The following is a 23408-nucleotide window of genomic DNA, read 5'->3' as shown; positions in this document are numbered from 1 at the left end:
GAAATGATCATCGTGGCCGTGCTGGTGGCGATCGCGGCGGGATTCGGCATCTACCTGGCAGTGGACTCCGGCGACGAGCCCGAATCCGCGAACCCGGCGGTGATCGTCGAGGAGAGTCCGCTCGCCGCGATGGGGCCGCTGGGAGACCTCGCCCACCGGGTCGACGGCGACCCCCTCGCGATCGGAGCCGTCGACGCTCCCTTGACGCTGGTGGAGTACTCGGACTACCGGTGCCCGTTCTGCGCCAAGTTCAGCCGGGACACCGAGCCGGAGTTGGTCCAGAAGTATGTCGACGAGGGCACGCTGCGCATCGAGTGGCGGGACATGCCGATCTTCGGCGAGCAGTCGCTCGTCGCGGCCCGCGCCGGGCGCGCCGCCGCCGAGCAGGGCATGTTCTGGGAGTTCAACACCGCGGTCTTCGCCGCCGCGCCCGCCTCGGGGCATGCGGATCTGAACCCGGCCGCGCTGCGCGGGTTCGCCGAGCAGGTGGGCATCCCCGACCTGGACCAGTTCGACCGCGACGCGGCGAGCGAGAAATTCGACGACGCGATCTGGAGCGATGCCGCGGCGGCGCAGGCGATGGGGGTGGTCAGCACGCCGTCGTTCTCCTTGAACGGGCACCCGATGATCGGTGCGCAGCCGACGACGCTGTTCACCCAGGTGATTGATGATCTCCTGAAGGCACAGGACTGATGACGGACATCGGCCTGCTCGGCGCGCTTTTCGGCGGCATCTTGTCGCTGGTCAGCCCGTGCTCCGCGCTGCTGCTGCCGTCGTTCTTCGCGTACGCCTTCGACAATGTGGGCCGGCTGCTCGCCCGCACCGCGGTGTTCTGGCTCGGCCTCGCCGTGGTGCTGGTGCCGCTGGGCGCGGGCGTGGGCGCGATCGGCTCGGTGCTCACGCAGTACCGGGGCATTGCCACCACCGTCGGCGGAGTGGTGCTGATCGGCCTGGGCGCGATGTCGATCCTCGGCAAGGGCTTCGCGTTCGCCCCCGCCCAGCGGGCCTCGGGCGCGATCAAGGTCTCCGGCACGGCGTCGGTGTTTGCGCTCGGCGCGGTCTACGGCCTCGCGGGCTTTTGCTCCGGTCCGCTGCTCGGCAGCGTGCTCACCGTCGCGATCGCCGGTGGCCAGGCCAGCTATGGCGGGCTGCTTATGGCGGTCTACGCGTTCGGCATGGCGCTGCCGCTGTTCGTGCTGGCCCTGCTGTGGGAGCGCTTCGACCTGGGCAATAAGCGCTGGCTACGGGGTCGCGAGATCACGATCGGCCGGTTCACCACGCACACGACCTCGCTGGTCTCGGGGCTGCTGTTCATCGGCATCGGCCTGCTGTTTCTGCTCACCGACGGCACGGCGAACCTCGGCGGCGCGATGGGCGTCGACGAGCAGTTCTCATTACAGGTGTGGCTGGGCGGCATCGCGGACACGGTCCCGGACGCCGCGCTGATCATCGGGGCGCTGCTCCTCGCCGCGCTGGCCGTCGCGGCGAACGCCATGCGCCGCCGGCGGGCCGAGAGCCGCCGGGAGATGTGAAAAAATCCTCCACTCTCACCGGCAGGATTGCCGATAATCGGCAATCCAGGGGTCAAGAGTGGAGGATTTCTTCGCCTGGCCGGGTTCGGGGAGGACAATGCGACTACGCCCCCGAGTGGCCGATCGCCAGTGCCACTCGCATGCCGTACTAAACGAGGAGCCCGCGATGACCCACAATCTGTGCCTGGCCCAGGACCCCGCGGCGGACGCGCTCCTGGCGGACAACCCGGCCGCACTGCTCACCGGCATGCTGCTGGACCAGCAGGTGCCGATGGAGAACGCGTTCAGCGGCCCGAAGAAGATCGCGGACCGGATGGGCGGGTTCGACGTGCGGGCGATCGCCGCCGCGGACCCCGAGCCGTTCGCCGCGATGTGCGCGACGACCCCAGCCGTGCACCGCTTCCCTGGCTCGATGGCCAAACGGATCCAAGGTCTGTGCCTACACCTCGTGGAGCACTACGAGGGCCGGGCCGAGGGCGTCTGGACGGACGGGGACCCGGACGGGCGCGAGGTCCTCAAGAGGCTCAAGGCGCTGCCCGGCTACGGAGACCAGAAGGCCCGCATCTTCCTGGCGCTGCTCGGCAAGCAACTCGGCGTGGAGCCCGACGGCTGGCGCGCGGCGGCCGGGGACTATGGCGAGGCGGGCTCGCACCGCTCGATCGCGGACGTCGTCGACCAGCAGTCGCTGCGCGAGGTGCGAGAGTTCAAGAAGGCCGCGAAGGCGGCGGCGCGGAAGTAGCCGTCCAGGCCGTGCCCTACGCGAAGCCCTCCGCCAGCTAGCGGCCTAGCAGCTCCTCCGCCTTGGTCAGCCGCACCACCACGGGATGGGTTGGCGACGCGGTGAGGCCATTGCGCCGGGCTTGCCGGATCCAGCGCTGGAGCACGGAGACCTCCCCGCGGTGGTCCCGCTGCTTGCGGTAGACGATGCCCGCCTGCAGGGTCCACTCCGGCTCAGGCTCGCCGCCGACGCAGTTCTCGGCCCGTTCGGCCACGATGACGCACTCCAAGAGCAGCGTCAGCGCCTCCTCGAGGTTTCCGTCGCGCTTGAGCTGGTCGATCACGGGAACCCACGCGTCGATGTGCTTGCTGCGCACCATTTTCCGGGGATTCTCCCGGTCCTCGGCGCTGACTCGGCGGGGGTTGGCGAGGGTCATGGCGGTGTCGATGGGCGCGGTGCGGAGCTTCGGGAGGGGGATCTGGCGGTCGCCGGCGAGCACCGCCGCGAACTGCGCCGCGTCGAGAATGGCCAGAGGTTGGCCGGCCTCGATCAGGCCGCGCGCCTTGGCGAGCTTCCCCGTCGTGATCGGCTGGCCGTCCGCGTCGAGCCAGGAGCCGACGACGAGCACGCTGGTCGTCTTGGTGACGGACTTGGCGGGCGTCGCGCCCCGCTCGGCGATTCGCGCCCACAGCTCGTCCCGGCCCATGTTGCCGACGGCTCCGGTGAGGACGACGGTGTGTCCGAAGAGCGAGTGGCTAGGGTCCGCGCCCGTCAGCGCCCGAGGGGCTCTGGCTTGGGCCGCGGGAGCCGCGGCGGCGCGTGCCGCTCGCGGACGGGCGTCTCGCGGCGGCGTGGACGCGTCGACGGTGGCGCTGCCGAGGGCGCTCCGGTGCTTTGCGAGGTAGTCGTTGACGCTCACCGCGCCCTGGCGCTGCATCAGCCGCAATGCGACCTCGGCCGCAGCGGTGGCGTCGGCGGCCGCGTCATGGTGTTGGCGCAGGTCGACGCCGAGGGCCCCGGCCACCGTCGGCAGCTTGTGATTGGGCAGCTCGGGGAGGTCGCGGCGGGACCAGCGCAGGGTGCAGTCGTAAGCGAGCGGGCGCCAGGACTGGTACTCGGCGGCGGACGCCTCGCGCAGCGCACCGATGTCGAAGGACGCGTTGTGCGCGATCAACGGCAGGTCGCCGACGACGCTGAGCATGTCGCCGAGCCGCGAGCGGAACGTGGGCTGCGCGATCACGTCGCGGGCCGTGATGCCGTGGACCCCGGTGTTGCGGGCCTCGAATCCGTCCAGCCCGGCGGGCGGCTGGCACAGCCACGAGTGGGTGGCGGTGGCGGTGCCGTTCTCGACGACGGTGAGCCCGATGGCGCAGATACTCCCCCGGGCACGGTTCGCGGTCTCCACGTCGAAGCCGACAAAGCTTGGGCCGGAGCCGATCTGGCGCACAGGAGCGAGAGCCCGCGGCTGCTCGCTGGCGCGGGCCCGATGTTGGCGGTTGTGCGTGACGAGGCGGTGCAGGTACTCGGCCAGGGCCCGCATCTGCTCGGACTGGTTGCGGGTGAACAGCATGGAGTGGGGGTCCCCGGCTGCGGCATTCCCGGACAGCGCCGGGCGGAGTGCCCCGACGGAGAGCTGGATCGAGCCATTTGTGAGCCGGCCGGGCTCCTGGACGTGGTAGCCCACGATGTCGCCCAGCCCGATGGACTGCTGGCGACCAGCCGTCAGCGCGGCCACCATATTGCGGTCGATCACGAGATGCTGGCTGGTGATCGTCACCGTGGCGCCATAAGCCTTGAATACCGACACTGCTGCTGCGCCCCCATTTGTTTTCGAGCCGTGCCTGATGAATCGCGGCATGTCGACGATAGCCAATGCCGAATTGGAATCGGCCCGTTCGCCGATGTCGAGAGGGGCCCAGGCTAGTGGGGTCCTGGGGCGCGCACGGGCGCTCGTCGGCGATACTGGACCCCGCACACCGCAGAGAGGGAGAGTCATGAGCGAGAGCAACGAGCCGGGCATCCAGGAGTTCTTGCAGCAGTCCGGCGTCACGCCGGTGACCGAGGGCGAGGGCCTGCCTGCCGCGTCGATTCCTGTGCCGGAGGGCTGGACAGATCTGGGCGACGGCGTCGTGCCCGGAGCCCGCCAGGTGTTGGCAGCGGTCGATCGCGCGTCGGGTGGCTGGTCGCCCAACGCGGTTCTGTTCGACAGCACCGTCGCCGGCCCGTTGGACGTCGACGGGCTGCTGCAGTCCTTCATCACTGACGCCCGTCGTCTGCCCGGCTGGCAGGAGGACCTGGCCCGCGTCGACGAGGGCGCCGATGGGCAGCGCGCGATCGTGCGCGGCGCGTATGAGGCGGAGGGCCTCGCGGTGCGGGTGACCACGACGCTGCTGGTGAGCACGCATGGTGAGAACCACCACTTGGCGCAGCTCACCGTGACGATCAAGCAGGATGCGCACGACATGCTCGACGGCGTCGACGCGATCATCGACGGGCTCACTGTCACCGCCTGACAGCGCCCAGCCTCGAGGATGCACACGACGTGCTCCTGCAGATGTGCACTCTCGCGCAGGGCTGGGAAAGGTGGGCTGGCAATGGCGGGGTGGCAGGCGCGTGGCCGTGGCCTGACCGCCAGGCGAGCCGCAGGTGAACTCTCGCAGAAACCTCGGCAAAGTCGTGAATCCGGGGCCGTGAATCGGGCGACGGCAGGTTGAAATGGACTAGTGACCACCAGAGCTCGAGCTTTCAGCCGTCGTCGACTCCTCCAATCCTCCGCCGTTGCCGCGGGCGCGGTGACGCTCACCAGCGCCGTCGGAGCAGGGTCTGCATTCGCGACTGGGATCGAGGCGGGGAACGTCGAGGTCTTCCGGCACTCCGTCGGCTCCGGCGACCCGCTACCCGACGGCGTCGTGCTGTGGACCCGCATCACCCCCAGCCCGGACGCGACGCCCGGCAGCGGCATTGGGCCGTCGTGCACCGTGGCATGGGAGATGGCGTCGGACAACGACTTTAGGAAACTGGTGGCCCAGGGGACTGTCCGCGCCTCGCCCGCGCGTGATCACACCGTGAAGGCCGACGTGCGCGGGCTGCAGTCTGCGACGGGTTACTTCTTCCGCTTCCGGGTGCTGGATGGGCCGGCGGTGGGGGCGGTCTCGCGCGTCGGGCGCACGCGCACGGCCCCGGCCGCGAACGCCGACGTGGACCTGCTGCGCTTCGGGGTGTGCTCCTGCAGCAACTGGGAGGCCGGGTACTTCGAGGCCTACCGGCACATGGCTGCACGCGGGGACCTGGACGCGGTGGTGCACCTCGGGGACTTCATCTACGAGTACGAGCGCGGCGGCTACACCGGCAAGTCCGGGGCGATCCGCGACCACGAGCCGGCGCACGAGATCGTGACGCTCGCGGACTATCGGATCCGGATGGGCCAGTACGCCACCGACCCGGACCTGGCGGAACTGCGGGCGGGCGTGCCGTTCATCGTCACCTGGGACGACCACGAGTCTGCGAACGACGCCTCCCGCGACGGCGCCGAGAACCACCAGCCGGCGGAGGGGGACTGGCAGGTGCGCCGGGCCGCGTCGGCGCAGGCCTACTTCGAGTGGATGCCCACCCGGCCGCAATCCCTCGACGGCGGCGGGCATCTGTACCGGGCGCTGCGCTTCGGCAACCTCGCCGAGCTGAGCATGCTGGACCTGCGCACCTACCGGGACAAGCAGCCGTCGGGCCTGGGCCAGGTGGACGATCCGGACCGCACGATGACCGGCGCCGCGCAGTTCGACTGGCTCGTCGGCGGGCTGACCACCTCCGCCGCACGCTGGAAGATCGTCGGCACCTCCGTGATGATCACCCCGGTGCTGATCCCGCCGCTGGACCCGCAGGCCACCGAGGCGCTGACGAAGATGGCGGGCCTGCCCCGCGGCGGCATCCCGTACAACACCGACCAGTGGGACGGCTACCCCGCGGAGCGGCGGCGGCTGTTCGACGCGTTGACCGGCGCGGGGATCGACAACGTCGTGTTCCTCACCGGCGACATCCACTCCAGCTGGGCCTGCGAGGTGCCGGTGGAGCCGGGGCGCCCGGGCGGGGCGGTGGTGGGCACGGAGTACGTGGCGCCGTCGATCACGTCCTCGAACATCGACGACATGCTGGACCTGCCGGAGGGCAACCCGGTCTCGCGCGCGGCGGAGGAGGCGCTCAAGCTGGCCAATCCGCACATCAAGGCGGTCGACCTCGACCGGCACGGCTACCTGGTCTTCGAGATCACGCCCGACGCGGTGCGGGCCGACTACTGGTTCGTCGGCGACAAGACGGCGCCTGCGTCCGGCCTGGTGCCTGGTCTGCGGTTTCGGACTCCGGCGGACCGCCCCATCGTGCTGCCCTCCTGAACTACCGTCTAACCCACCATTGATCTCGAGAAGAGGCAGCAAGTGACTCGCACCCGCCGGACCATCGTCGCCGCCCTCGCACTGGCGGCCGTCGCGCTTCCGCTGGCGGCGCCGTCCGCGCTGGCCGCGCCCGCCCAGCCGAACGCCCAGCCCAGCTCGGAGCCGTTCGGGCTGGACCGCCTACTGCGGATCTACGAGTCCGACAACTCCGAGACGGGACGCGCCTACCTGCACGTGGTGGACTCGTTCACCGCGCTGCGGGCGGAGCGGCCGGACATCATGGCGGAGAACCTCGACCTCACCGTCGCGTTCAACCAGTCGGCGGTGGAGGACCCGGCGCTGCAGGCCCGAGCCCTGGACGATGCGCATGACGATGTGCTGGTCACGATGTCCGACGGCCTCGGCGCGGAGCTCGGCGCGCACTTCCGCGCGGCGCTCGCGGAGGGCCGGCTGCCGAAAACCTCCCAGCTGCTGGCCGGAACCTTCGCCCGCGGCGGCGGCCTCGCGAACTCGACATTCATCGAGAAGTACCTCTTCGGCTACGATCGCCCGTTCGTCGTCGCGCCCGAGCGCATCACCCGCTATGAGCGCGCTGGCGAGGATGGCTACGGCACCACACCCGCCTTCCCGTCCGGGCACACCAACCAGGCGACCTGGAAGGCCGACCTGCTGGCCATGATGGTGCCCGAGCTAGGGCCGCAGCTGGTGGCCCGTGGCAGCGAGGCCGGGCAAAACCGCCTGGTCATGGGCGTGCACTACCCCCTCGATGTGATCGGCGGGCGCATGACCGGCGACGCCGCGGCCGCCGACCGGTGGCACGACCCGCTCTTCCGCCAGCTCATCCTCGAGGCCGGCGACGAGTTGCGTGCGGAACTCGAATGGCGCTGCGGCGCAGAGCTCTCCGTGTGCATCGCGAACGACACCCCGTATCTGTCCACGGAGGACGCCGTCGACGTGTTCACGGCGCGGATGACCTACGGCTTCCCGACAGTGGCCGCGACCGACGCCCCGATGGTGGTGCCGACCCGCGCCGTCGCCCTGCTCGCGGCGCAGTTCCCGGAGCTGACAGACGACCAGCGTGCCGAGGTGCTGCGGCAAACGGCGCTCGAGTCCGGATATCCGCTGGACGACCAGGGCGAGACAGGCTCATGGCAGCGCATCAACCTGGCCCGCGCGCTGGCAGCGGACGTCGCGGTGTCGGGGGATGGGACAGTCACGATCCGCGGGTAAGCGGCTGGACGTGGTTACCCTGGGAGCAGGAAGCCACGTGGTGATACTGGATATCTCCCTATTGGGAGAGCAAGCGATCTCCGACGGCGCGACCAACATCGTCCGGGCGCGCTCGTCCCGTGCTGTCGCGCTCGCGAGCGTCCTCGTGGTGCACGCGGGCCGCCCGCAGCCCCGGGCGAGGATCGCGGGCCTGTTCTGCACCTGCTGCGGCGGGTCCTGGGCGAGGAGCCCGCGCTGGTGGCGACGGCGACGGACCTGTGGTGGCGCGCCACCAACACCTGTCGCGTCGACGTGCTGGTCTTCGACCAGGCGCGGCGAGCTCGACGGCATCCTTCTGCACGGCGGGGCGGCGCTCGCGGCAGCCCCGGCCTGACGGCCCTTTAAATCTGCCTGACAACGTTCTATAGTTTTAACTATGTCAGGCAGATTGACGAGCGCGGCGCAAGACCGCCGGGCGAGGCGTCAGGAGGCGACCCGCCAGGAGATTCTGGACGCCGCGTGGGAGCTCAGCCGTGAGCTGGGGCTGGCGGGTCTCACCATGCGCGGGCTCGGCGGCCGGGTTGGCATGACGGCCCAATCCCTGTACTCGTATTTCGCCTCCAAGAACGAGATCTATGACGCGATGTTCGCCGCCGCCAACCGGGACGTGCTGGCGCGCGTCGCCGTGGCCAGCGGGGAGGGGCCAGAATCGCAGCTGCACCAGGGGATTCGCACGTATTTCGAGTTCTGCGTCGAGGACCCGGTGCGGTACCAGCTGCTGTACCAGCGGACCATCCCGGGATTTGCGCCCTCGCCCGTGGCCTATGCGCCAGCGCAGGAGCTGTTGAGGCTGCTCGCCGCCCACCTCGCGGGGCTGGGGCTGGACGGCCGCGTGCTGGATTTGATGACAGCGGTGATCGCCGGGCTGGCGGCCCAGCAACTCGCGAACGAACCCGGCGGTGACCGGTGGGCGCGGTTGCTCGACGACGCGGTGGAGATGGTCTTGCGTACGGGGGACCCACGGCAGAGGACCCAGTAGTCAGAGGAGTTGATCGCGATGGATACCACGGTGGCCAAGCGGCTCGCGGAGACCGAGTATGGGCGGCTGGTGGAGTTGGTGGAGGCCTTCGACCCGGTCGACTGGTCCCGGCAGACGGACTGCGACGAGTGGGTCGTCGAGGATATGGCCCGGCACCTGCTCGGCAACATGCAGGGGCCCGCGTCGATGCGGGTGATGGCGCGGCAGATGCGGGCGGCAAAGCGATGGTCGAAGGAGCGTGGCCGTCCGGTGATAGACGGGCTGACCGCGACACAGATTGCCGACAACGCGTCGCTCACACACCCAGAAATCGTTGCTACGCTGCGCGATACGTGGCCACGTGCCGTGCGCGGCCGCTTCGGGATTCCCTCGCCAATCGGTCGGTTGGTGAGACTGTCCACCGACACCCCCGCCGGTGTGGAGCGCTGGACGCTCGGCTTCCTGATGGGCACGATCTTCACGCGTGACACCTGGATGCACCGGGTGGACCTGAGCCGGGCCACCGGCCGGGACTTCACCCCGGACGCCGAGCACGACGGGGCGCTGATTGCCGACATGGTCGCGGAATGGGCTCGCCGGCACGGCAATCCGTACTCGCTGGAGTTGACCGGGCCTGCGGGTGGACAGTTCTCGGGAGCCTCTGGTGGTCCGGCGCTGTCCTTGGACGCGGTGGAGTTCGCCCGCACGGTGGCGGGCCGAGCGTCGGGTACGGGGCTGCTTGCCACCCAGGTCGCATTCTAGTTGCGCACCGTATGGCCCATGGCCGGGAGCGGTTCGGCTAGCGTGGCGGGCATGGCGAAAACTGTGTTTCGAGATGTCGTAGTGGTCGGTGGCGGCTTCGCCGGCGTCGCAGTGGCCCAGCGGTTGGCCCGCAAGGGCATCGAGGTTTTGGTGATCGACAAGAACAACTACCACCAGTTCAAGCCGCTCAACTATCAGGTGGCGACCGCCCAACTGGGGGTCTCCGAGGTTGCGCGCCCGCTCCGCGAGATTTTTCAGCGTCACGCGAGCGCCCATGTCGCGGTCGCCGAGGTCACCGCGATCGACGCGGCGGCCAAGACGGTGACGCTCGCCGACGGCACGGTGGTCACCTCGCGGGTCCTGGTGCTCGCGCTCGGCGCGGAGGCGAACTTCTTCAACACGCCCGGCGCCGAGGAGCACACGTTCCCGATGTACACCATCGCGGACGCGAAGCGCTTGAGCGCGAAGATGATCCACGAGCTGGACCGCGTCGACTCGCCGGCCGGCATGAAGGAGCCGCTGGGCCTCGTCGTGATCGGCGGCGGACCCACGGGCGTCGAGCTCGCGGGCGCGGTGGCCGAGAATCTGCGCACCGTTGTCGCGGCCACCTATGAGGGGGAGATCGCAAAGGGGACCACAGTGCGCCTCGTGGATCGCGGGACGGCGCTGCTCAACCCGTTCTCGGCGAAGACCCACGCCTACGCGAAGACTCAGCTTGAGCGCATGGGGGTCCAGGTGCAGCTGGGCGCGGGCGTCGCGGAGATCACCGAGGACGGTGTGACGCTGGACGACGGCTCTAAGATCCGCGCCGAGATCGTCGTCTGGGCGGGCGGGCTCAAGGGCTCGAACCTGCTCGCGGACTCCGGCCTGACTGTCGGGCGCGGCGGCCGGGTGGACGTGGCGGCGAACCTAGCCGTGCCCGGATTCGAGGGCGTGTACGTGCTGGGCGACGCGGCGAACATCCCCGACGGCAAGGGTGGCTCGCTGCCCCAACTGGGCTCCGTGGCCCAGCAGTCCGGCAACTGCGCTGCGCACAACATCCACTCGGACCTGACGGGCGGCACGCGAAAGCCGTTCAGTTACCTCGACAAGGGCATCATGGCGATGGTCGGCCGGGGCGCTGCTGTCGCCGAGATCGGACCCAAGCGGCGTCAGATCGAGGGACCCGCCGCCTTCCTGGCATGGCTCGTCGTACACGTCGCGCTGCTGTCGGGGACCACCCAGAAGATCGGCGCGGTCGGCAGCTGGATAGTCGACTACGGCAGCCGCCAGCGCTCGCGGCGAAGCCTCCGATGACTGGCAGGCGCATCGACCCGACCCTGGCCCGCTCCTGGCTGCTGGTGCCCGCGCTCACCCATGACGCGCTGGCCGCCGCCGAGGCGTCGAGCGTGGACGCCATCATCCTCGACCTCGAGGACGGGGTGCCCGCCGGCGAGAAAGCGCAGGCCCGCGCGGTCGCCGTCGAGTGGCTGCAGGAGCACCAGGGCTGGGTGCGCATCAACGACGTGTCCACCATGCACTGGCTCGAGGACGTCCGCGCCCTGCGCGAGGCTCCCGGCCTGCTTGGCGTGATGCTGGCCAAGAGCGAGACTGCCCATCAGATCGCGGACACCGCCGCGCAACTGCCGCGCGGGACGGCCCTGATCGCATTGGTGGAGTCGGCACTGGGCATGCAGGCTGCGGATTCGATCGCGGCGGCCGCCGGGGTGCTGCGGATTGCGTTCGGCGTGGGTGATTTCCGCCGCGACACCGGGATTGGCGACAGCCCGCTAGCCCTGGCCTACGCGCGCTCGCACCTGGTGATCGCCAGCCGAGCGGCCGGGATCGCCGCCCCCATCGACGGTCCGACCCTCACCACGGACGATGACGTGCTGCGCGCTGCGACTGCCGTCACCGCCGACATGGGCATGGCCGGCAAGCTGTGCCTGCAAACCGATCAGGCGGCGGTGATCAACGCCCAGCTCAGCCCGGGCGTCACCGACCTGCGCTGGGCGCGGGCCACCGTCGACCGCCTCGGAGAGGACGGCAGCCGGGTCACCGACGGCAGCGACCTGCCGCAGCTGGCGCGGGCCAAGCTCCTGCTCAAGCACGCGAAGGACTTCGGGGTGGAGCTGCCGGACTGACTCGTGGTGGTGGGCTCGCCAGAAAAGTCGCAGTACGCTGGGGCTTCTAGCGTTTCAGAAGGGCAGCCATGGACCCGACGACGACCCACCCCGTCCAGTTCTCCGTCGATTTCCCGGATCGCGAGCTGAATCGGTTGACCACCGCGTTTCGCATCGTGGTCGTGATCCCCATAGCAATCGTGCTGGGCGCGGTCTCGGCGGGGACGATGCAGTGGGACTCGGACGGCAGCACCATGACGGTGGTCGCAGGGGCCGGCGGCATCCTGTTTCTGGCGCCGCTACTGATGATTCTGTTTCGCCGGAAGTACCCCCGGTGGTGGTTCGATTGGAACCTCGAGCTGCAGCGCTTCGCCAACCGCGTCGGCGTCTACCTGATGTTGATGGACGATCGGTACCCGTCCACCGACGAGCACCAATCGGTGCACCTCGACTATCCCTACCCGGACGTGGAGCGCGACCTGAATCGGTGGCTCCCGCTGGTGAAGTGGTTCCTGGCCATCCCGCACTATGTCGTGCTGTTCTTCCTGGACATCGCGGTGATCGTGGTGGTGATCGTGGCCTGGTTCGCGGTCCTTTTCACCGGCCGCTACCCGCGCGGTGCCTTCGACTTCGTGCAGGGGGTCATGCGCTGGCACAACCGCGTGATCGCCTACGCCCTTGTCCTGGTCACCGACCGGTACCCGCCGTTCAGTCTCGCGGCTTGACCCGCGGTCAGTGCTTTTCGATGACCCGCTCCGAGGCTCCGGGCTTCCAGACAGTGACGTCGAGGCGCTCGCCGATCACCTCGACGGATGATGCGCCGAAGATGTCGACCTCGTAGAAGTGGTCGAATGCCTGCCCGCGCAGGTCCATACCGCTCTCCACGAACAGGGACTCGGCGAACTGCTCGAACAGTGCGGGGTCCGGCACGTCGCGGGCCTCGCCCCAGAGCTTCGCGTCGCCGTCAGCGACTTGGGTGTCGACCGTGGCGGTGTGCAGGCTCAGCCGCGGGTCGCGCCGCAGGTCCTCGAACTTGCGGGTGCCGGGCATGCCGATCAGCAGCAGCCGGCCGGCGAAGATCTGCGGCTCCATCGGACTGATGCGGGGAAAGCCGTCGGCGCGCAGGGTGGCAAGCATGCAGAGCTTGCCCGTGGCGGCATGGCGGCGCGTGAAGATCTCGGCGATCCGGGGGGCGTCGGCGGTGAATTGCGTCCAGGTGGCCATGGGTTCGAGGCTACCGTTTGGCACGCTGACTTAGCGGCTGAGGTCGCGGCGATTGTTGCGGTGGAGGATTGGTCGTCGGTGGACAACGAACTGTTCGATTTGGCGGCGCGGCCAAAAACCCTGGATACCTTGGTTCAGAGCTGAGGCGAAGCGGGCCGGAACTCACGCTCGACCAAGTGCAGGACATCGCCGGTATCCGGATCGACGCGGACATGACTTTGGATCAACAACTTGCCCTCGCTGAAGAGATCGGTGCGTACTTCGGGACGGCATCGAAGATTAGGGACATCCGCGAGTTGCCGCATAGTGGGTATCGTGCGGTGCACGTCTGGGTCAGAGTGCCTGCAGGCCGTGCCGAGATTCAGGTGAGGACCACGGGCCAGAGCGCATGGGCTAACGCGTATGAGCGTCTCGGTGACCGCGTGGGCCGGGGGATCAGGTACGGACAAGCCCATGAGGTTTCAGAGGTGCAAGATCTCGTGGACTTGCTGCACAGGATCTCGACGAATCTAGCCGAAGTGGAGCATCTGCATCAGGAGATCGCCAACGCGGTGGCGGTCCTAAGCCAGGTGCCGCAATTCGAATTGAACAGGCACGATGAAAGGCTGAACCGGGAACGTGAGTAGGCAGAGTCGGATCTCGAAGTGGCGAGGGTGCGGCTGATGGGGCACCGCGAGGGGTACGTTGGGATGCTGCTGGAGCTTGAACGCGAATTGGATGAAATGGAGCGTGACTGAAGATGCCTAGTTACGTCATCGAGTTCAATCGGCGGACGCGAGAGCGCCGAGTGCAGGAGTTCCACGGCCATCGCGAGGCCATGGAGTGTCGGCTTCGGCTTGAGGCCGAGCGCGTGGACACTGATGTCGAGATTGTAATGTTGATCAGCAAGTCCCTCGAGACGCTTGGCCGCACGCATTCGAGGTATTTCACCGGCAGAGAACTGACTTCGGCCTAGTTCCGGTCGGGCACTAGGCCGGGTTCCGGCACCCCGGGTGCTCAGCCGCGGGTGCGGAAGCCGTCGACGAAGACCCCGACGATGTCCCGCGCGAGGGATTCCGTCGAGTAGCCCGGCGAGTCCTGGTGCCAGTTTGGGGCCAGCCAGATGGCATCGCGCAGCAGCCGGTAGAACAGGTCGGCGCTGATGTCCGTGCGCAGCGATCCGTCGGCCAGGGCCTCGGCAATGGTGGCGCGGAAGTCCTCCTCGAGCTCGTCGGCGGTGGCGTCGAGGCTGGCCTCGACGACACGCTCGCGCATGTAGGTGGCCTCGCGCTGCCAGACGGTCGTCGCCGCCCTGTAGTCCGCCGAGCAAGTCAGGGCGGCCAGGATCAGCGCCTCCAGGCGGGGAACCGGCGCGAGGCCCTGGGCCATCACGGCGCGGCCGCGGGAGGTCAGGTCCACGACGTACTCCCGGATCAACTCGGTGACGATGGCTTCTTTGGACGGGAAGTAGTGGTAGAGCGCGCCGGAGTGCACGCCTACCGCGACGGCGATCTCGCGAACCGTGGTGGCTCCAATCCCCTTGTGCGCGAACAGCTCCGCCGAGCAGTCGAGAATCTGCCTGCGGCGGTCCTTCGGATTCATGCCTTCTCCCCTTGCGATGCCGGAAATTCCCAGGGCAGCGCGGTCGGCGCGCAGCGAATCATGTTACCCGCGGCCACATTTATGGTCCGACGGCAATACATTTCCAAGTTTATGATTGAGCGCTTGCTCAAAACGGTGATCACAGTCACACTGTGCTCGGCAGGGTCGTTGAATGAAGGGAATGGATATGGGCGTGCTTGAGGGCAAGGTGGCGTTGGTGACGGGGGCCGGGCAGGGCGTCGGCCGCGGGATCGCCTGCGCGCTGGCGGCGGAGGGCGCCCGGATCGCCGTGGTTGGCCGGACCTTGCAGAAAGTCTCGGACGTGGCCCAGGAGATCCGCGACCGGGGTGGCGACGCGCACGCCTTCCTGTGCGATGTCATAGACCCGGCACAGGTTGAGAGCGTAGTCGCGGACGTCGTGCGGCACTTCGGCTCGGTGTCGATCCTGGTCAACAATGCGCAGACCACGGTGCACGGCCGCCTGCTGGACCTGCCCGAGGAGGACTACCTGCGCGGCATGGAGTCCGGCCCGCTGGCGACATGGCGGTTGATGCGCGCGTGCCACCCGCACCTCGCCGGCGGCGGGGCGATCGTGAACCTCGGCTCGGCGGCGGGCGTGCGCTGGGACCCGTCGGGCTACGGCGGCTACGCGGCGGCCAAGGAGGCGATCCGGGTGCTCACGCGGACCGCGGCCTGCGAGTGGGCGGCGGACGGCATCCGCGTCAACGCGATTCTGCCCCTTGCCGACTCGCCTGCGCTGGAGGAGTGGGCGCGGTTGAGCCCGGTGGAGGCGGGCGAGTATCTCGCGACTGTGCCGCTGGGGCGCTATGGGGACACGGAGGCGGACATCGGGCCGGCGGTGGTGTTCCTGTGCGGGGAGGCCTCGCGCTACATCACCGGCCACTCGCTGCCGGTGGACGGCGGCCAGGCGCTCATGCGATGACACCCGGACCCCACGCGTTGGAATCGCGTTACCGCACAACGGAAACAGGCCAGGCAGGGCCCAGTCCGCTTTCTAGGCTGCGCTGTGACGGCGAGCACGCGACGATCAAGAAGGCAGGCATCGACCAATGACGACCGCTGAGCGTGTCCCGGCCGCCGACATCCTGGCCCCCGCGCGGCTGGGCCCGGTGACGGTGCGCAACCGTATTATCAAGGCCGCCACGGCGGAGGGGATGACTCCCGACGGCCTCGTCACCGACGAGCTGATCGACTTCCACCGCCGGCTGGCCCAGGGCGGCATCGGCGTGACGACCCTCGCGGGCTGCGCCGTCGCCCCGGACGCGCCCAGCGCCACCGGCCAGATCGTCCTGCGCCGCGAGGCTGTGCCCGGGCTGCGCCGGCTGACGGACGCCGTGCACGCGGAGGGCGCCGCGGCGTCGGTGCAGATCAACCACGCCGGGCCAGTCGCGGACGTGCGTGCCAACGGCCTGCCGGCGATCGCCCCCGGCAAGTTGTTCAGCCTCATCAGCCTGCGCAACAGCCGCCCGGCCACGGCGGCCGACATCGAGCGGGTGACGCAGAACTTCGTCGACGCGGCGCTGCTGGCGGTCGAGTCCGGGTTCGATGTCGTCGAGCTGCACATGGGCCACAACTACTTCGTCAGCTCATTCCTGAGTCCCAAGCTCAACAAGCGGACCGACGGTTTCGGCGGCGCGCTCGAGAACCGCGCCCGGGTGGCCCGCGACGTGGCCCGCCGGGTGCGAGATGCCGTGCAGGACAAGGCCGCGATCATCGCCAAGCTCAGCATGGACGACGGCGTCCCGGGCGGCACCTGGCTCGACGAGGCACTGCAGACCGCGCAGTGGCTCGACCAGGACGGCAGCCTCGACGCGCTGGAGATGACCGTCGGCAGCTCGCTCTACAACCCGATGTACCTGTTCAAGGGCGAGGCGCCGGTCGCCGACTTCGCCGCAGTCATGCCGCAGCCGGTCAAGCTCGGCGTGCAGATGTTCGGCAAGCTCGCCCTCAAGGAGTACCCCTACCGGGACCTCTACCTCCTGGAGCAGGCGCGCCAGTTCCTGCCGGTGGTCAAGACGCCGCTGATCCTGCTGGGCGGGGTCACCGATCGGGCCGGCATGGACACCGCGATGGCCGAGGGCTTCGGCTTCGTCGCCATCGGCCGCGCCCTGCTGCGCGAGCCCGACCTGATCAACCAGATCGCCGCAAACCCCGGCAAACGCTCGCTGTGCGTGCACTGCAACCGCTGCATGCCGACGGTCTACACCGGCACTCGCTGCGTGCTGACCACCCCGTGACTACCAGCGCCGAACCCGGCGCGACACCCCGATTTCCCGCATCAACAGGAGAGAGCAATGACTACTGATTTGGGCACGGATCTGACCGAGGCCGACGACGAGGTTCGCCAGATCGAGAAGGGCAGCAACCCGACGCGATTCGCCCGTGGCTGGCACTGCCTGGGTCTGGCGAAGACCTTCCGCGACGGCATGCCGCACTCTATCGAGGTGTTCGACGGCAAGATTGTGATTTGGCAGGACTCGACGGGCAAGCTCAACGCGCTGGACTCGTACTGCCGGCACATGGGCGGGGACCTGTCGCAGGGCACCGTCAAGGGCGATGAGATCGCGTGCCCGTTCCATGACTGGCGCTGGGGCGGCGACGGCAAGTGCAAGGACATCCCGTACGCGAAGCGGGTGCCGATGCGGGCGCGGACGCAGGCGTGGGAGACGTTGGAGCGCAACGGATTGCTGTTCGTCTGGCATGACTCGCAGGGGAACCCGCCGCCGCCCGACGTGACGATCCCCGAGGTCCCCGGCTACGGCACGGACCGCTGGAGCGAGTGGACCTGGAACACCTTCCTGGTGGAGGGCTCGAACTGCCGCGAGATCGTCGACAACGTCGTCGACATGGCGCACTTCTTCTACGTGCACTACCAGATGCCGCAGTACTTCAAGAATGTCTTCGAGGGTCACGTCGCCGCGCAGCACATGCGCTCGACCGGCCGCGACGACATCAAAACCGGTGTGCAGCTTGACCTCCCGGACTCGGAGACCATCTCCGACGCGATGTACTACGGCCCGTCCTTCATGCTGGACACCGTCTACACGGTCGCCGGCGACACCACCATCGAGACCAAGCTGGTCAACTGCCACTACCCGATCACCCAGGACTCCTTCGTCCTGCAGTTCGGCACCATTGTGCAGACGATCGACGGCGTCACGGCGGAGACCGCCGCGGAGATGGCCGAGATGTTCACCGAGGGCGTCGAGACGCAGTTCAAGCAGGACGTGGCGATCTGGCGGCACAAGACCCGCATCCAGAACCCGCTGCTGACCGAGGAGGACGGCCCCGTCTACCAGCTGCGCCGCTGGTACGAGCAGTTCTTTGTGGACGTCGAGGATGTCACGCCCGACATGACCGCCCGCTTCGAGTTCGAGGTGGACACCACCAAGGCGCTGGTGAGCTGGCAGGCCGAGGTCGAGGCGAACATCGCGGCGGCCGCCGCGGCGGCCACCCAGCCGTAGGCAGGGGGCGGGCGCCGAGCACCGCTCGGCGCCCGTCAGGCGATCAGCTGGGGGAGGCCGAAGGCGGGGTCGACGCCGCGCGCGCCCGAAACCCTGCGCCACGCGTTGAGCGCGGCCATCTGCACGGGTCCCGCGAGCGCGGTCCCCGTGATGAGGTTGGTGGGGCCGCAGACCGAGATCGCGCCGACGGTGCGGTACCCGTCGCCGATCGCGGCGGCGACGCAGGCCACCCCGAGGGCGGTCTCCTCCCGGTCCAGCGCCACGCTCTGCTCGCGGATGCGGGCCAACTCCTGGCGCAGGCGGGCCGGGTCGTCGATGGCGTTCGGCGTGCCGGGGGAACGGCGGTCGGCGCGGCTCGAGACCTCCACGCGGGTGTGCGCGAGCAGAGCCTTCCCGACGGCCGTGCGGTGGGCCGGCTGCCGCCCGCCGACCCGGGAGGGCAAGGACAGGCTGAAGCTGCCGCCGAGCTTCTCCAGGTAGACGACGTCGGGGCCGTCGAGCACCGCGAGGTGCACCACGAGCCCGGTGGCCCGCGCGAGCTCGTGCATCACCGGCAGCGCGGAGCGGTGTACCTGGTTGCGGTGCTGCGCCACGGAGCCGAGCTCGAAAAGCTTCATCCCCAGCTCGTAGTGGTTGCCGTTGCGCTGCAGCCACTCGGCGTCGACGAGCTGGCCGAGCAGACGGTGCGTCGAGGATCGGGGGAGTCCAGTGCGTCTGGCCAGCGTGGACAGGGTGAATCGCTCACCGCCTCGGAACGCGTCGAGCAGGGTGTTTACCCGGGTGATGACTGCGATCGGCGTGTCGGTGTCCGTCATAAATTGACCTCCAGTTGTGCGCCCGAAATAATTGATCAAGCGCTCAATCAATCAAGCCCAGACTGTAGCAGGGGTCACAACCGGGTGCCGGGTTCCTTCCGCTCGTTGGACTCGAGACTGTCCCGTGGGGGCCGTCGGGCACGGCGCTGGTCTATCCTTCGAGGCGTTGTCACGGTGTTCGGGAAGTCCGGTGTGAAACCGGCGCGGTACTCGCCACTGTGAGCAGGTACGTCAATCGCATGCACGCCACTGGACTCGGGTCTGGGAAGGCGCGGTTGACGGCTATCCCTGCGAAGCCAGGAGACCGGCCGTGACACGTAACCGAAGTTTTCCACGAGTCATGGAAGGCGGGTCGCTTTGCGCACCCCACTTAACACCCGGTCCCTCTCCGTCGCGGCTGTGTCGATTGCCGCTGCGCTCGCCCTGTCCGCCTGCGCCAGCTCGGATAATTCGACGAGCAACGCCGCGCCGCGGATCACTCTCGAGAATTGCGGCGAGCAGATCACCCTGGACGCGCCGCCATCGCGGGCGGTGACGATGAACCAGGGGGCGACGGAGTCCGCCTTGTCCGTCGGCGCACAGGACCAGATGATCGGCACCGCATATCTCGACGACGAGATCGCCCCGCAGTGGGCCGCCGCCTACGCGCAGATCCCCGTGCTCGCCCCCGCGGCGTACCCCAGCCGGGAGACGCTGCTCGAGCTCAAGCCCGATCTGGTGCTCGCCTCCTATTCCACGGCATTCGATGACAAGGAGGGGGTCGGCATGCGTGACTCCCTGAGCGAGTTGGGAATCGCGACCTACGTCTCGCCGTTCTCGTGCGAGGACAAGGCCAAGCGCCTACCCGCCTCCTGGGATTCGATCGCGTCCGAGATCGCCGACTACGGCACGCTCTTCGGCCAGACCGCCGTCAGCGAGGAGGTCAATACCCAGATGCGGGCGACACTAGAGCAGGTCAGTGCCGCCGCGCCCGCCCAAGGCAAGACAATCCTCTGGTACGACAGCGGCACCGACGAGCCCTTCGTCGGCGCTGGCGGCGGCGGCCCGCAGCTCATCATCGACGCGCTCGGCGGCGTGAATATCTTCGCTGACAGCACCGGCGCCTGGGACACGATGAACTGGGAGCCCGTGCTGGTGGCCGACCCGGACGTGATTGTGCTCGCCGACGCCTCCTGGTCCACGGCCGACGAGAAGAAGGCCTACCTCCAGAACGACCCGGCACTGCGCGACCTGAAGGCGGTGCGCGGCGATGCGTTCGTGATCCTGCCGTTCTCCACCACCACCCCCGGCCCGCGCACGATAGAGGGCGCGATCATGGCCGCCGAGCAGCTGAACTAGAGGCCGCGCGATGTCGATCGGCGTGGCGGAGAGGCCAGCCACGGTCCCGCTGGCGACCCGGGCCACGGCGTTGCCGCTTGCCGGCTGGGTCCTCGGCCTGGGCGTTCTACTGCTGGCCAGCCTCGCCGCGGGGGTCGTGATTGGCGCGGCGGACCTGTCGATAGGCACGGTCCTGAGCTCGGTCGCGGGGCGGCTGGGAATTGGCGCGGGCACGGACGTGCTCACCACCCACATCGTCGTGGACCTGCGCCTACCGCGGGTGCTCGGGGCCGCGGCGGTGGGGGCGGGGTTGGCCCTGGGCGGCGCGGTCCTGCAATCGCTGACCGGCAACACCTTGGCGGACCCCTACATCCTGGGCATGGCCAGCGGCGCGTCGCTCGGCGCCGTGCTGGCGCTGACCTCCGGGATCGGGATGGTCAGCGTGCTCGCGTTCAGCGCCGTGTCCGCGGCGGCGTTCGCCGGGGCGATGATCACCCTGCTGGCGGTCTTCGTCATCGCGACGTCCCGCTCCGGGGCGCTGCTGCCGGGCCGGCTGATCCTCGCCGGCGTCGCCATCGCGCAGTTGGCGTCGGCGCTGACGTCGGCGCTCGTGTACTTCGGCGACCGCGACGCCGCTCGGCGGGTGCTGCAGTGGACGCTGGGCTCCGTCGCCGGGGTGCGCTGGGACGGGCTGGCGGTGATCGCCGTCGTGGTGGGCGGGACCGTCGTGGTGGTCCTGGCCCATGCCCGGATCCTGGACGCGTTCGCGTTTGGGGAGCGGGCGGCGGCGAGCCTGGGCGTGGGCGTCACCAGGTCCCGGTGGGTGCTCTATTCGACGGTCTCACTGTGCACCGCGGTGCTGGTCGCGCAGGTAGGGGTCGTCGGCTTCGTCGGACTGGTGGTGCCGCACGCGGTGCGGATGCTGGTGGGCCCGCTGCACGCGCGGCTCCTGCCGGTGGTCGCGCTCGTCGGCGCGGTGCTGCTGGTGTGGGCCGACATCGCCGCCCGCAGCATGCTGGCCGGCCGGGAGCTGCCGCTGGGCCTGGTCACCGCCATCGTTGGCGTGCCGGCCTTTGTCTGGTTGCTGCGCAGACAGGGCGGGCAGGGGTGATGGGGCAGGCGCCGGAGGTGCGGGCCGATCGGATCACGTGGACGCGTGGCGGACGGACGATCCTCGACGCCGTCTCCTGCACTGCCCCCGCCGGGAAGCTGACCGGGCTGATCGGGCCGAATGGCTCCGGGAAGACCTCACTGCTGTCGATGCTCGCGCGGCTCGAGCGTCCCGACGCGGGCCAGGCGCTGCTTGGCTCCATGCCGGTCTCGTCGGTGCCGCGGCGCGCGTTCGCCCAGGCCGTCGCGGTGGTGGAGCAGCACTCGGTGACGGAGTTGGAGCTGACGGTGGCGCAGATCGTGGAGCTGGGCGCGATCCCGCGGCAGGGCGGCTGGGCGCGCTCGTTGGCCTCGGTCGAGCAGGAGCTGGTCGATTGGTGCCTGGAGATGGCCGGCATCACCGGGCTGCGGGAGCGTGTGTGGCAGACGCTCTCGGGTGGGGAGAAGCAGAAGACGCAGCTGGCGCGCTCGCTGGCGCAGCAGCCGGCCGTGCTCCTGCTCGACGAGCCCACCAACCACCTCGACGTGGCCGCCGGGCTCGAGCTGATGGCGCTGGCCCGGGAGTTGGGCCGCACGACGGTGGCCGCGATGCATGATCTGCAGCTGGCCGCGATGTACTGCGACCATCTGGTGGTGCTGCGCCGTGGTCGGGTGGAGGCTGAGGGCGCGCCGGTGGACGTGCTCACCCCGGAGCTGTTGGACCGGGTGTACGGCGTCGAGGCCCTCGTTCAGGCCCATCCGCGCACCGGCCGTCCGCTGGTGATTCTGTGCGGGCCGAGCGTGGGCTCGGCCTGACGCGCCGCGGCCTCGCGCGGTCCTCACCAGGGACGGTGGTGCGCGACGGGGTTCTTCGGTACGTGTGGTGAGACCGAGAATTCCGATGAATGGAGCACTATGTCGCACGTTGTCTACCAGTTCTTGCTCAGCCAGGGCGTCCCCGAGGACGTCGCCGTACAGCTCGCGACGGAACTGGCCTACCGCCCCTGACGGCATAGCGTCAGCTGAACTCCAGCTCGCTCGCGATGGATTCGCGGCCCGCGAGCCATAACGCCAGATTCTCGGTGGAGCCGCGCACGACGCGTCCCCGTCCACGCTCCTTGCCGCCGGGCGTGGTGGGGACGACGCGGTGGCTCAGCAGCTTCGCGCCCCACCGCCAACTCCAGACCGTGCCCTCCCGAAAGGCCAGGCGGGCGGAGTTCTCCGGCAGGTTGTCCATCCGGCCCAGACCGCGCAGCACATCGAGGTGGTGCACCGCGACATCGCCGGCGAACAGCCAGCTGCAGGCTCGAGAGGCGGCGACGGGGTTCTCAGCCGTCGCCTGGCCGCGGGCGGTGAGCTCCTCGCGGCTGAGCGCGCGGGCGGTCTTGACGGCCCGCGCGTTGCCGCGGTTGATCGTCAGCGCGTTGAGGCCGAAATAGCCTGCGGTGTCGTCGATGCCGATCAGGTGCGCCAGGACGTCGCGGGGCGTCCACCCCTCGCAGAGAGTCCGGCCGTGGGCGAACTCGTCGTCGGTCAGCGTCTCGACAGTGTCCATAAACCGGGAGCGTTCGCGACGCAGGTCGTCCTCGTGGGGGAATCGCATCCCCTCAACCTAGTGTGCTTAGGCGGGCTCGCACACGATCACGGGAATGACGCGGTCGGTCCAGGATTGGTATTTGGCCCAACCTGGATAGGTCGCGATCAGCCGGGGCCACAGCGCGGTGCGCTCCTCGTCGCCGGCGATCCGCGCGATCATCTCGACCGTTCGGCCCGCGGTCCGCACGTGCACGCGCGGGTTCGCGCGGATATTCCAGTACCAGGCGGGATGCTGGGGCAGCCCGCCCTGCGCGCCGACGAGCACGACGTCCTCCCCATCCCGCATGAACAGCAGCGGGAGCGTTCGCTCGAGGCCGCTCTTGCGGCCGGTGGTCGTGAGCAGGCAGAGCTCGCGTCCCCCGATCTTCCCGCCCAGGCGTCCGCCGGTGGCCTGGAACAGCTGCACGTTGGCCTGAGACACCATGCGGAGCATGCGTGGGACCAGCGCAGACACGACGAGGGGCGGCTTTTTAGCGGACATAGATCCACAATAGTGCGAGGTGAGGTTCCCCAGGGTTGGTGGACATCGAGATAGCGGGATCATAGGTCCTGCTGGAAGGATGTTTCCATGTCAG

Annotated in this window: 24 protein-coding genes, 1 pseudogene and 1 riboswitch; of the genes and pseudogenes, 19 read left to right on the top strand and 6 right to left on the bottom strand. The window is 69.1% G+C overall.

The window, feature by feature from the left end; all coding sequences use genetic code 11:
* Nucleotides 1-3 precede the first annotated feature (3 nt).
* The 3 genes from TBIF_RS00275 to TBIF_RS00265 all read left to right on the top strand — a co-directional run bounded on the left by TBIF_RS00275 (nt 4) and on the right by TBIF_RS00265 (nt 2271).
* Entirely contained in the window at nt 4-693 is a 690-nt protein-coding gene (locus TBIF_RS00275; RefSeq protein ID WP_024792886.1) for a DsbA family protein, read from the top strand.
* Complete coding sequence (locus tag TBIF_RS00270; protein WP_024792885.1) at nt 693-1532, top strand: cytochrome c biogenesis CcdA family protein; 840 nt, start codon at nt 693-695, stop codon at nt 1530-1532. The genes TBIF_RS00275 and TBIF_RS00270 overlap by 1 nt, the downstream gene beginning before the upstream one ends.
* Nucleotides 1533-1698: 166 nt before the next feature.
* A complete protein-coding gene (locus TBIF_RS00265; protein WP_024792884.1) occupies nt 1699-2271 on the top strand; it encodes an HhH-GPD-type base excision DNA repair protein in 573 nt (190 codons plus the stop codon).
* Nucleotides 2272-2308: 37 nt separating this feature from the next.
* Here TBIF_RS00265 and TBIF_RS24265 read toward each other — a convergent pair whose 3' ends face one another.
* On the bottom strand, nt 2309-4027 hold the full coding sequence (locus tag TBIF_RS24265; protein WP_158506295.1) for an exonuclease domain-containing protein: 1719 nt from the start codon (nt 4025-4027) through the stop codon (nt 2309-2311).
* 217 nt (nt 4028-4244) lie between these two features.
* Here TBIF_RS24265 and TBIF_RS00255 point away from each other — a divergent pair, with 217 nt between their 5' ends.
* The 9 genes and pseudogenes from TBIF_RS00255 to TBIF_RS25935 form a co-directional block, all read left to right on the top strand.
* The gene (locus TBIF_RS00255) at nt 4245-4763 is read left to right on the top strand and encodes an LpqN/LpqT family lipoprotein (RefSeq protein ID WP_024792882.1); all 519 of its coding nucleotides are present in this window, start codon (nt 4245-4247) and stop codon (nt 4761-4763) included.
* A 210-nt stretch (nt 4764-4973) separates the two neighbouring features.
* Entirely contained in the window at nt 4974-6635 is a 1662-nt protein-coding gene (locus TBIF_RS22475) for an alkaline phosphatase D family protein (RefSeq protein WP_051461282.1), read from the top strand.
* A gap of 42 nt (nt 6636-6677) precedes the next feature.
* Complete coding sequence (locus tag TBIF_RS00245; protein WP_084611456.1) at nt 6678-7865, top strand: acid phosphatase; 1188 nt, start codon at nt 6678-6680, stop codon at nt 7863-7865.
* Nucleotides 7866-7902: 37 nt separating this feature from the next.
* Nucleotides 7903-8238 carry a hypothetical protein gene (locus TBIF_RS25185; RefSeq protein ID WP_148302107.1) on the top strand — a complete coding sequence of 112 codons (336 nt, stop codon included), beginning with the start codon at nt 7903-7905 and terminating at the stop codon, nt 8236-8238.
* Between the two features lie 42 nt (nt 8239-8280).
* The gene (locus TBIF_RS00235) at nt 8281-8883 is read left to right on the top strand and encodes a TetR/AcrR family transcriptional regulator (RefSeq protein ID WP_038169230.1); all 603 of its coding nucleotides are present in this window, start codon (nt 8281-8283) and stop codon (nt 8881-8883) included.
* An 18-nt stretch (nt 8884-8901) separates the two neighbouring features.
* Complete coding sequence (locus tag TBIF_RS00230; RefSeq protein WP_051461281.1) at nt 8902-9624, top strand: maleylpyruvate isomerase family mycothiol-dependent enzyme; 723 nt, start codon at nt 8902-8904, stop codon at nt 9622-9624.
* A 51-nt stretch (nt 9625-9675) separates the two neighbouring features.
* The gene (locus TBIF_RS00225; RefSeq protein WP_024792877.1) at nt 9676-10920 is read left to right on the top strand and encodes an NAD(P)/FAD-dependent oxidoreductase; all 1245 of its coding nucleotides are present in this window, start codon (nt 9676-9678) and stop codon (nt 10918-10920) included.
* Nucleotides 10917-11747 carry an HpcH/HpaI aldolase/citrate lyase family protein gene (locus TBIF_RS00220; protein WP_024792876.1) on the top strand — a complete coding sequence of 277 codons (831 nt, stop codon included), beginning with the start codon at nt 10917-10919 and terminating at the stop codon, nt 11745-11747. The genes TBIF_RS00225 and TBIF_RS00220 overlap by 4 nt, the downstream gene beginning before the upstream one ends.
* Before the next feature lie 380 nt (nt 11748-12127).
* A pseudogene (locus TBIF_RS25935) lies at nt 12128-12442 on the top strand (DUF4389 domain-containing protein); the annotation flags it as partial.
* A gap of 16 nt (nt 12443-12458) precedes the next feature.
* Here TBIF_RS25935 and TBIF_RS00210 read toward each other — a convergent pair.
* Nucleotides 12459-12950, bottom strand: a complete 492-nt coding sequence (locus tag TBIF_RS00210; RefSeq protein WP_024792874.1) for a pyridoxamine 5'-phosphate oxidase family protein — start codon at nt 12948-12950, stop codon at nt 12459-12461.
* Between the two features lie 68 nt (nt 12951-13018).
* Here TBIF_RS00210 and TBIF_RS24260 point away from each other — a divergent pair, with 68 nt between their 5' ends.
* On the top strand, nt 13019-13576 hold the full coding sequence (locus tag TBIF_RS24260; protein WP_084611455.1) for a RelA/SpoT-related domain-containing protein: 558 nt from the start codon (nt 13019-13021) through the stop codon (nt 13574-13576).
* Between the two features lie 370 nt (nt 13577-13946).
* On the opposite strand, the gene TBIF_RS00190 is transcribed toward TBIF_RS24260, so the two are convergent.
* Complete coding sequence (locus tag TBIF_RS00190) at nt 13947-14531, bottom strand: TetR/AcrR family transcriptional regulator (protein WP_024792872.1); 585 nt, start codon at nt 14529-14531, stop codon at nt 13947-13949.
* Between the two features lie 187 nt (nt 14532-14718).
* Between TBIF_RS00190 and TBIF_RS00185 the strand changes: the two genes are divergently transcribed.
* The 3 genes from TBIF_RS00185 (at nt 14719) to TBIF_RS00175 (ending at nt 18016) form a co-directional block, all read left to right on the top strand.
* Nucleotides 14719-15474: an SDR family NAD(P)-dependent oxidoreductase gene (locus tag TBIF_RS00185; protein WP_024792871.1), complete on the top strand. Its 756-nt coding sequence runs from the start codon at nt 14719-14721 to the stop codon at nt 15472-15474.
* Between the two features lie 127 nt (nt 15475-15601).
* Nucleotides 15602-16789 (top strand): NADH:flavin oxidoreductase, encoded by a 1188-nt coding sequence (locus TBIF_RS00180; RefSeq protein WP_024792870.1) that lies wholly within the window; start codon nt 15602-15604, stop codon nt 16787-16789.
* Between the two features lie 57 nt (nt 16790-16846).
* A complete protein-coding gene (locus TBIF_RS00175) occupies nt 16847-18016 on the top strand; it encodes a 3-ketosteroid-9-alpha-monooxygenase, oxygenase component (protein WP_024792869.1) in 1170 nt (389 codons plus the stop codon).
* Nucleotides 18017-18051: 35 nt separating this feature from the next.
* Here the strand turns inward: TBIF_RS00175 and TBIF_RS00170 are convergent, their stop codons facing one another.
* On the bottom strand, nt 18052-18831 hold the full coding sequence (locus tag TBIF_RS00170; protein WP_024792868.1) for an IclR family transcriptional regulator: 780 nt from the start codon (nt 18829-18831) through the stop codon (nt 18052-18054).
* A 155-nt stretch (nt 18832-18986) separates the two neighbouring features.
* A riboswitch (cobalamin riboswitch) is annotated at nt 18987-19157 on the top strand.
* A gap of 31 nt (nt 19158-19188) precedes the next feature.
* On the opposite strand from TBIF_RS00170, the gene TBIF_RS00165 reads away from it, so the two are divergent.
* The 3 genes from TBIF_RS00165 to TBIF_RS00155 are packed head-to-tail and all read left to right on the top strand — an operon-like array spanning nt 19189 to nt 22053.
* On the top strand, nt 19189-20169 hold the full coding sequence (locus tag TBIF_RS00165; protein WP_024792867.1) for an ABC transporter substrate-binding protein: 981 nt from the start codon (nt 19189-19191) through the stop codon (nt 20167-20169).
* Between the two features lie 10 nt (nt 20170-20179).
* A complete protein-coding gene (locus TBIF_RS00160) occupies nt 20180-21259 on the top strand; it encodes a FecCD family ABC transporter permease (protein WP_024792866.1) in 1080 nt (359 codons plus the stop codon).
* Entirely contained in the window at nt 21259-22053 is a 795-nt protein-coding gene (locus TBIF_RS00155) for an ABC transporter ATP-binding protein (protein ID WP_024792865.1), read from the top strand. Before TBIF_RS00160 ends, TBIF_RS00155 begins: the two co-directional genes overlap by 1 nt.
* Nucleotides 22054-22255: 202 nt before the next feature.
* On the opposite strand, the gene TBIF_RS00145 is transcribed toward TBIF_RS00155, so the two are convergent.
* The gene (locus TBIF_RS00145; protein WP_024792864.1) at nt 22256-22840 is read right to left on the bottom strand and encodes a maleylpyruvate isomerase family mycothiol-dependent enzyme; all 585 of its coding nucleotides are present in this window, start codon (nt 22838-22840) and stop codon (nt 22256-22258) included.
* A gap of 18 nt (nt 22841-22858) precedes the next feature.
* The gene (locus TBIF_RS00140; RefSeq protein WP_024792863.1) at nt 22859-23314 is read right to left on the bottom strand and encodes a nitroreductase family deazaflavin-dependent oxidoreductase; all 456 of its coding nucleotides are present in this window, start codon (nt 23312-23314) and stop codon (nt 22859-22861) included.
* Nucleotides 23315-23408 lie beyond the last annotated feature (94 nt).

It is taken from the genome of Tomitella biformata AHU 1821 (assembly GCF_000524475.1).
Taxonomy (GTDB): domain Bacteria; phylum Actinomycetota; class Actinomycetes; order Mycobacteriales; family Mycobacteriaceae; genus Tomitella; species Tomitella biformata.
This window is presented reverse-complemented; position numbering and strand designations above follow the sequence as displayed.

Coding starts and splice junctions, on each gene's coding strand:
- TBIF_RS00275 (WP_024792886.1), top strand. CDS start 4: ATGATCATCGTGGCCGTGCTGGTGGCGATCGCGGCGGGATTCGGCATC.
- TBIF_RS00270 (WP_024792885.1), top strand. CDS start 693: ATGACGGACATCGGCCTGCTCGGCGCGCTTTTCGGCGGCATCTTGTCG.
- TBIF_RS00265 (WP_024792884.1), top strand. CDS start 1,699: ATGACCCACAATCTGTGCCTGGCCCAGGACCCCGCGGCGGACGCGCTC.
- TBIF_RS00255 (WP_024792882.1), top strand. CDS start 4,245: ATGAGCGAGAGCAACGAGCCGGGCATCCAGGAGTTCTTGCAGCAGTCC.
- TBIF_RS00235 (WP_038169230.1), top strand. CDS start 8,281: ATGTCAGGCAGATTGACGAGCGCGGCGCAAGACCGCCGGGCGAGGCGT.
- TBIF_RS00230 (WP_051461281.1), top strand. CDS start 8,902: ATGGATACCACGGTGGCCAAGCGGCTCGCGGAGACCGAGTATGGGCGG.
- TBIF_RS00225 (WP_024792877.1), top strand. CDS start 9,676: ATGGCGAAAACTGTGTTTCGAGATGTCGTAGTGGTCGGTGGCGGCTTC.
- TBIF_RS00220 (WP_024792876.1), top strand. CDS start 10,917: ATGACTGGCAGGCGCATCGACCCGACCCTGGCCCGCTCCTGGCTGCTG.
- TBIF_RS00210 (WP_024792874.1), bottom strand. CDS start 12,950: ATGGCCACCTGGACGCAATTCACCGCCGACGCCCCCCGGATCGCCGAG.
- TBIF_RS00190 (WP_024792872.1), bottom strand. CDS start 14,531: ATGAATCCGAAGGACCGCCGCAGGCAGATTCTCGACTGCTCGGCGGAG.
- TBIF_RS00185 (WP_024792871.1), top strand. CDS start 14,719: ATGGGCGTGCTTGAGGGCAAGGTGGCGTTGGTGACGGGGGCCGGGCAG.
- TBIF_RS00180 (WP_024792870.1), top strand. CDS start 15,602: ATGACGACCGCTGAGCGTGTCCCGGCCGCCGACATCCTGGCCCCCGCG.
- TBIF_RS00175 (WP_024792869.1), top strand. CDS start 16,847: ATGACTACTGATTTGGGCACGGATCTGACCGAGGCCGACGACGAGGTT.
- TBIF_RS00170 (WP_024792868.1), bottom strand. CDS start 18,831: ATGACGGACACCGACACGCCGATCGCAGTCATCACCCGGGTAAACACC.
- TBIF_RS00160 (WP_024792866.1), top strand. CDS start 20,180: ATGTCGATCGGCGTGGCGGAGAGGCCAGCCACGGTCCCGCTGGCGACC.
- TBIF_RS00155 (WP_024792865.1), top strand. CDS start 21,259: ATGGGGCAGGCGCCGGAGGTGCGGGCCGATCGGATCACGTGGACGCGT.
- TBIF_RS00145 (WP_024792864.1), bottom strand. CDS start 22,840: ATGCGATTCCCCCACGAGGACGACCTGCGTCGCGAACGCTCCCGGTTT.
- TBIF_RS00140 (WP_024792863.1), bottom strand. CDS start 23,314: ATGTCCGCTAAAAAGCCGCCCCTCGTCGTGTCTGCGCTGGTCCCACGC.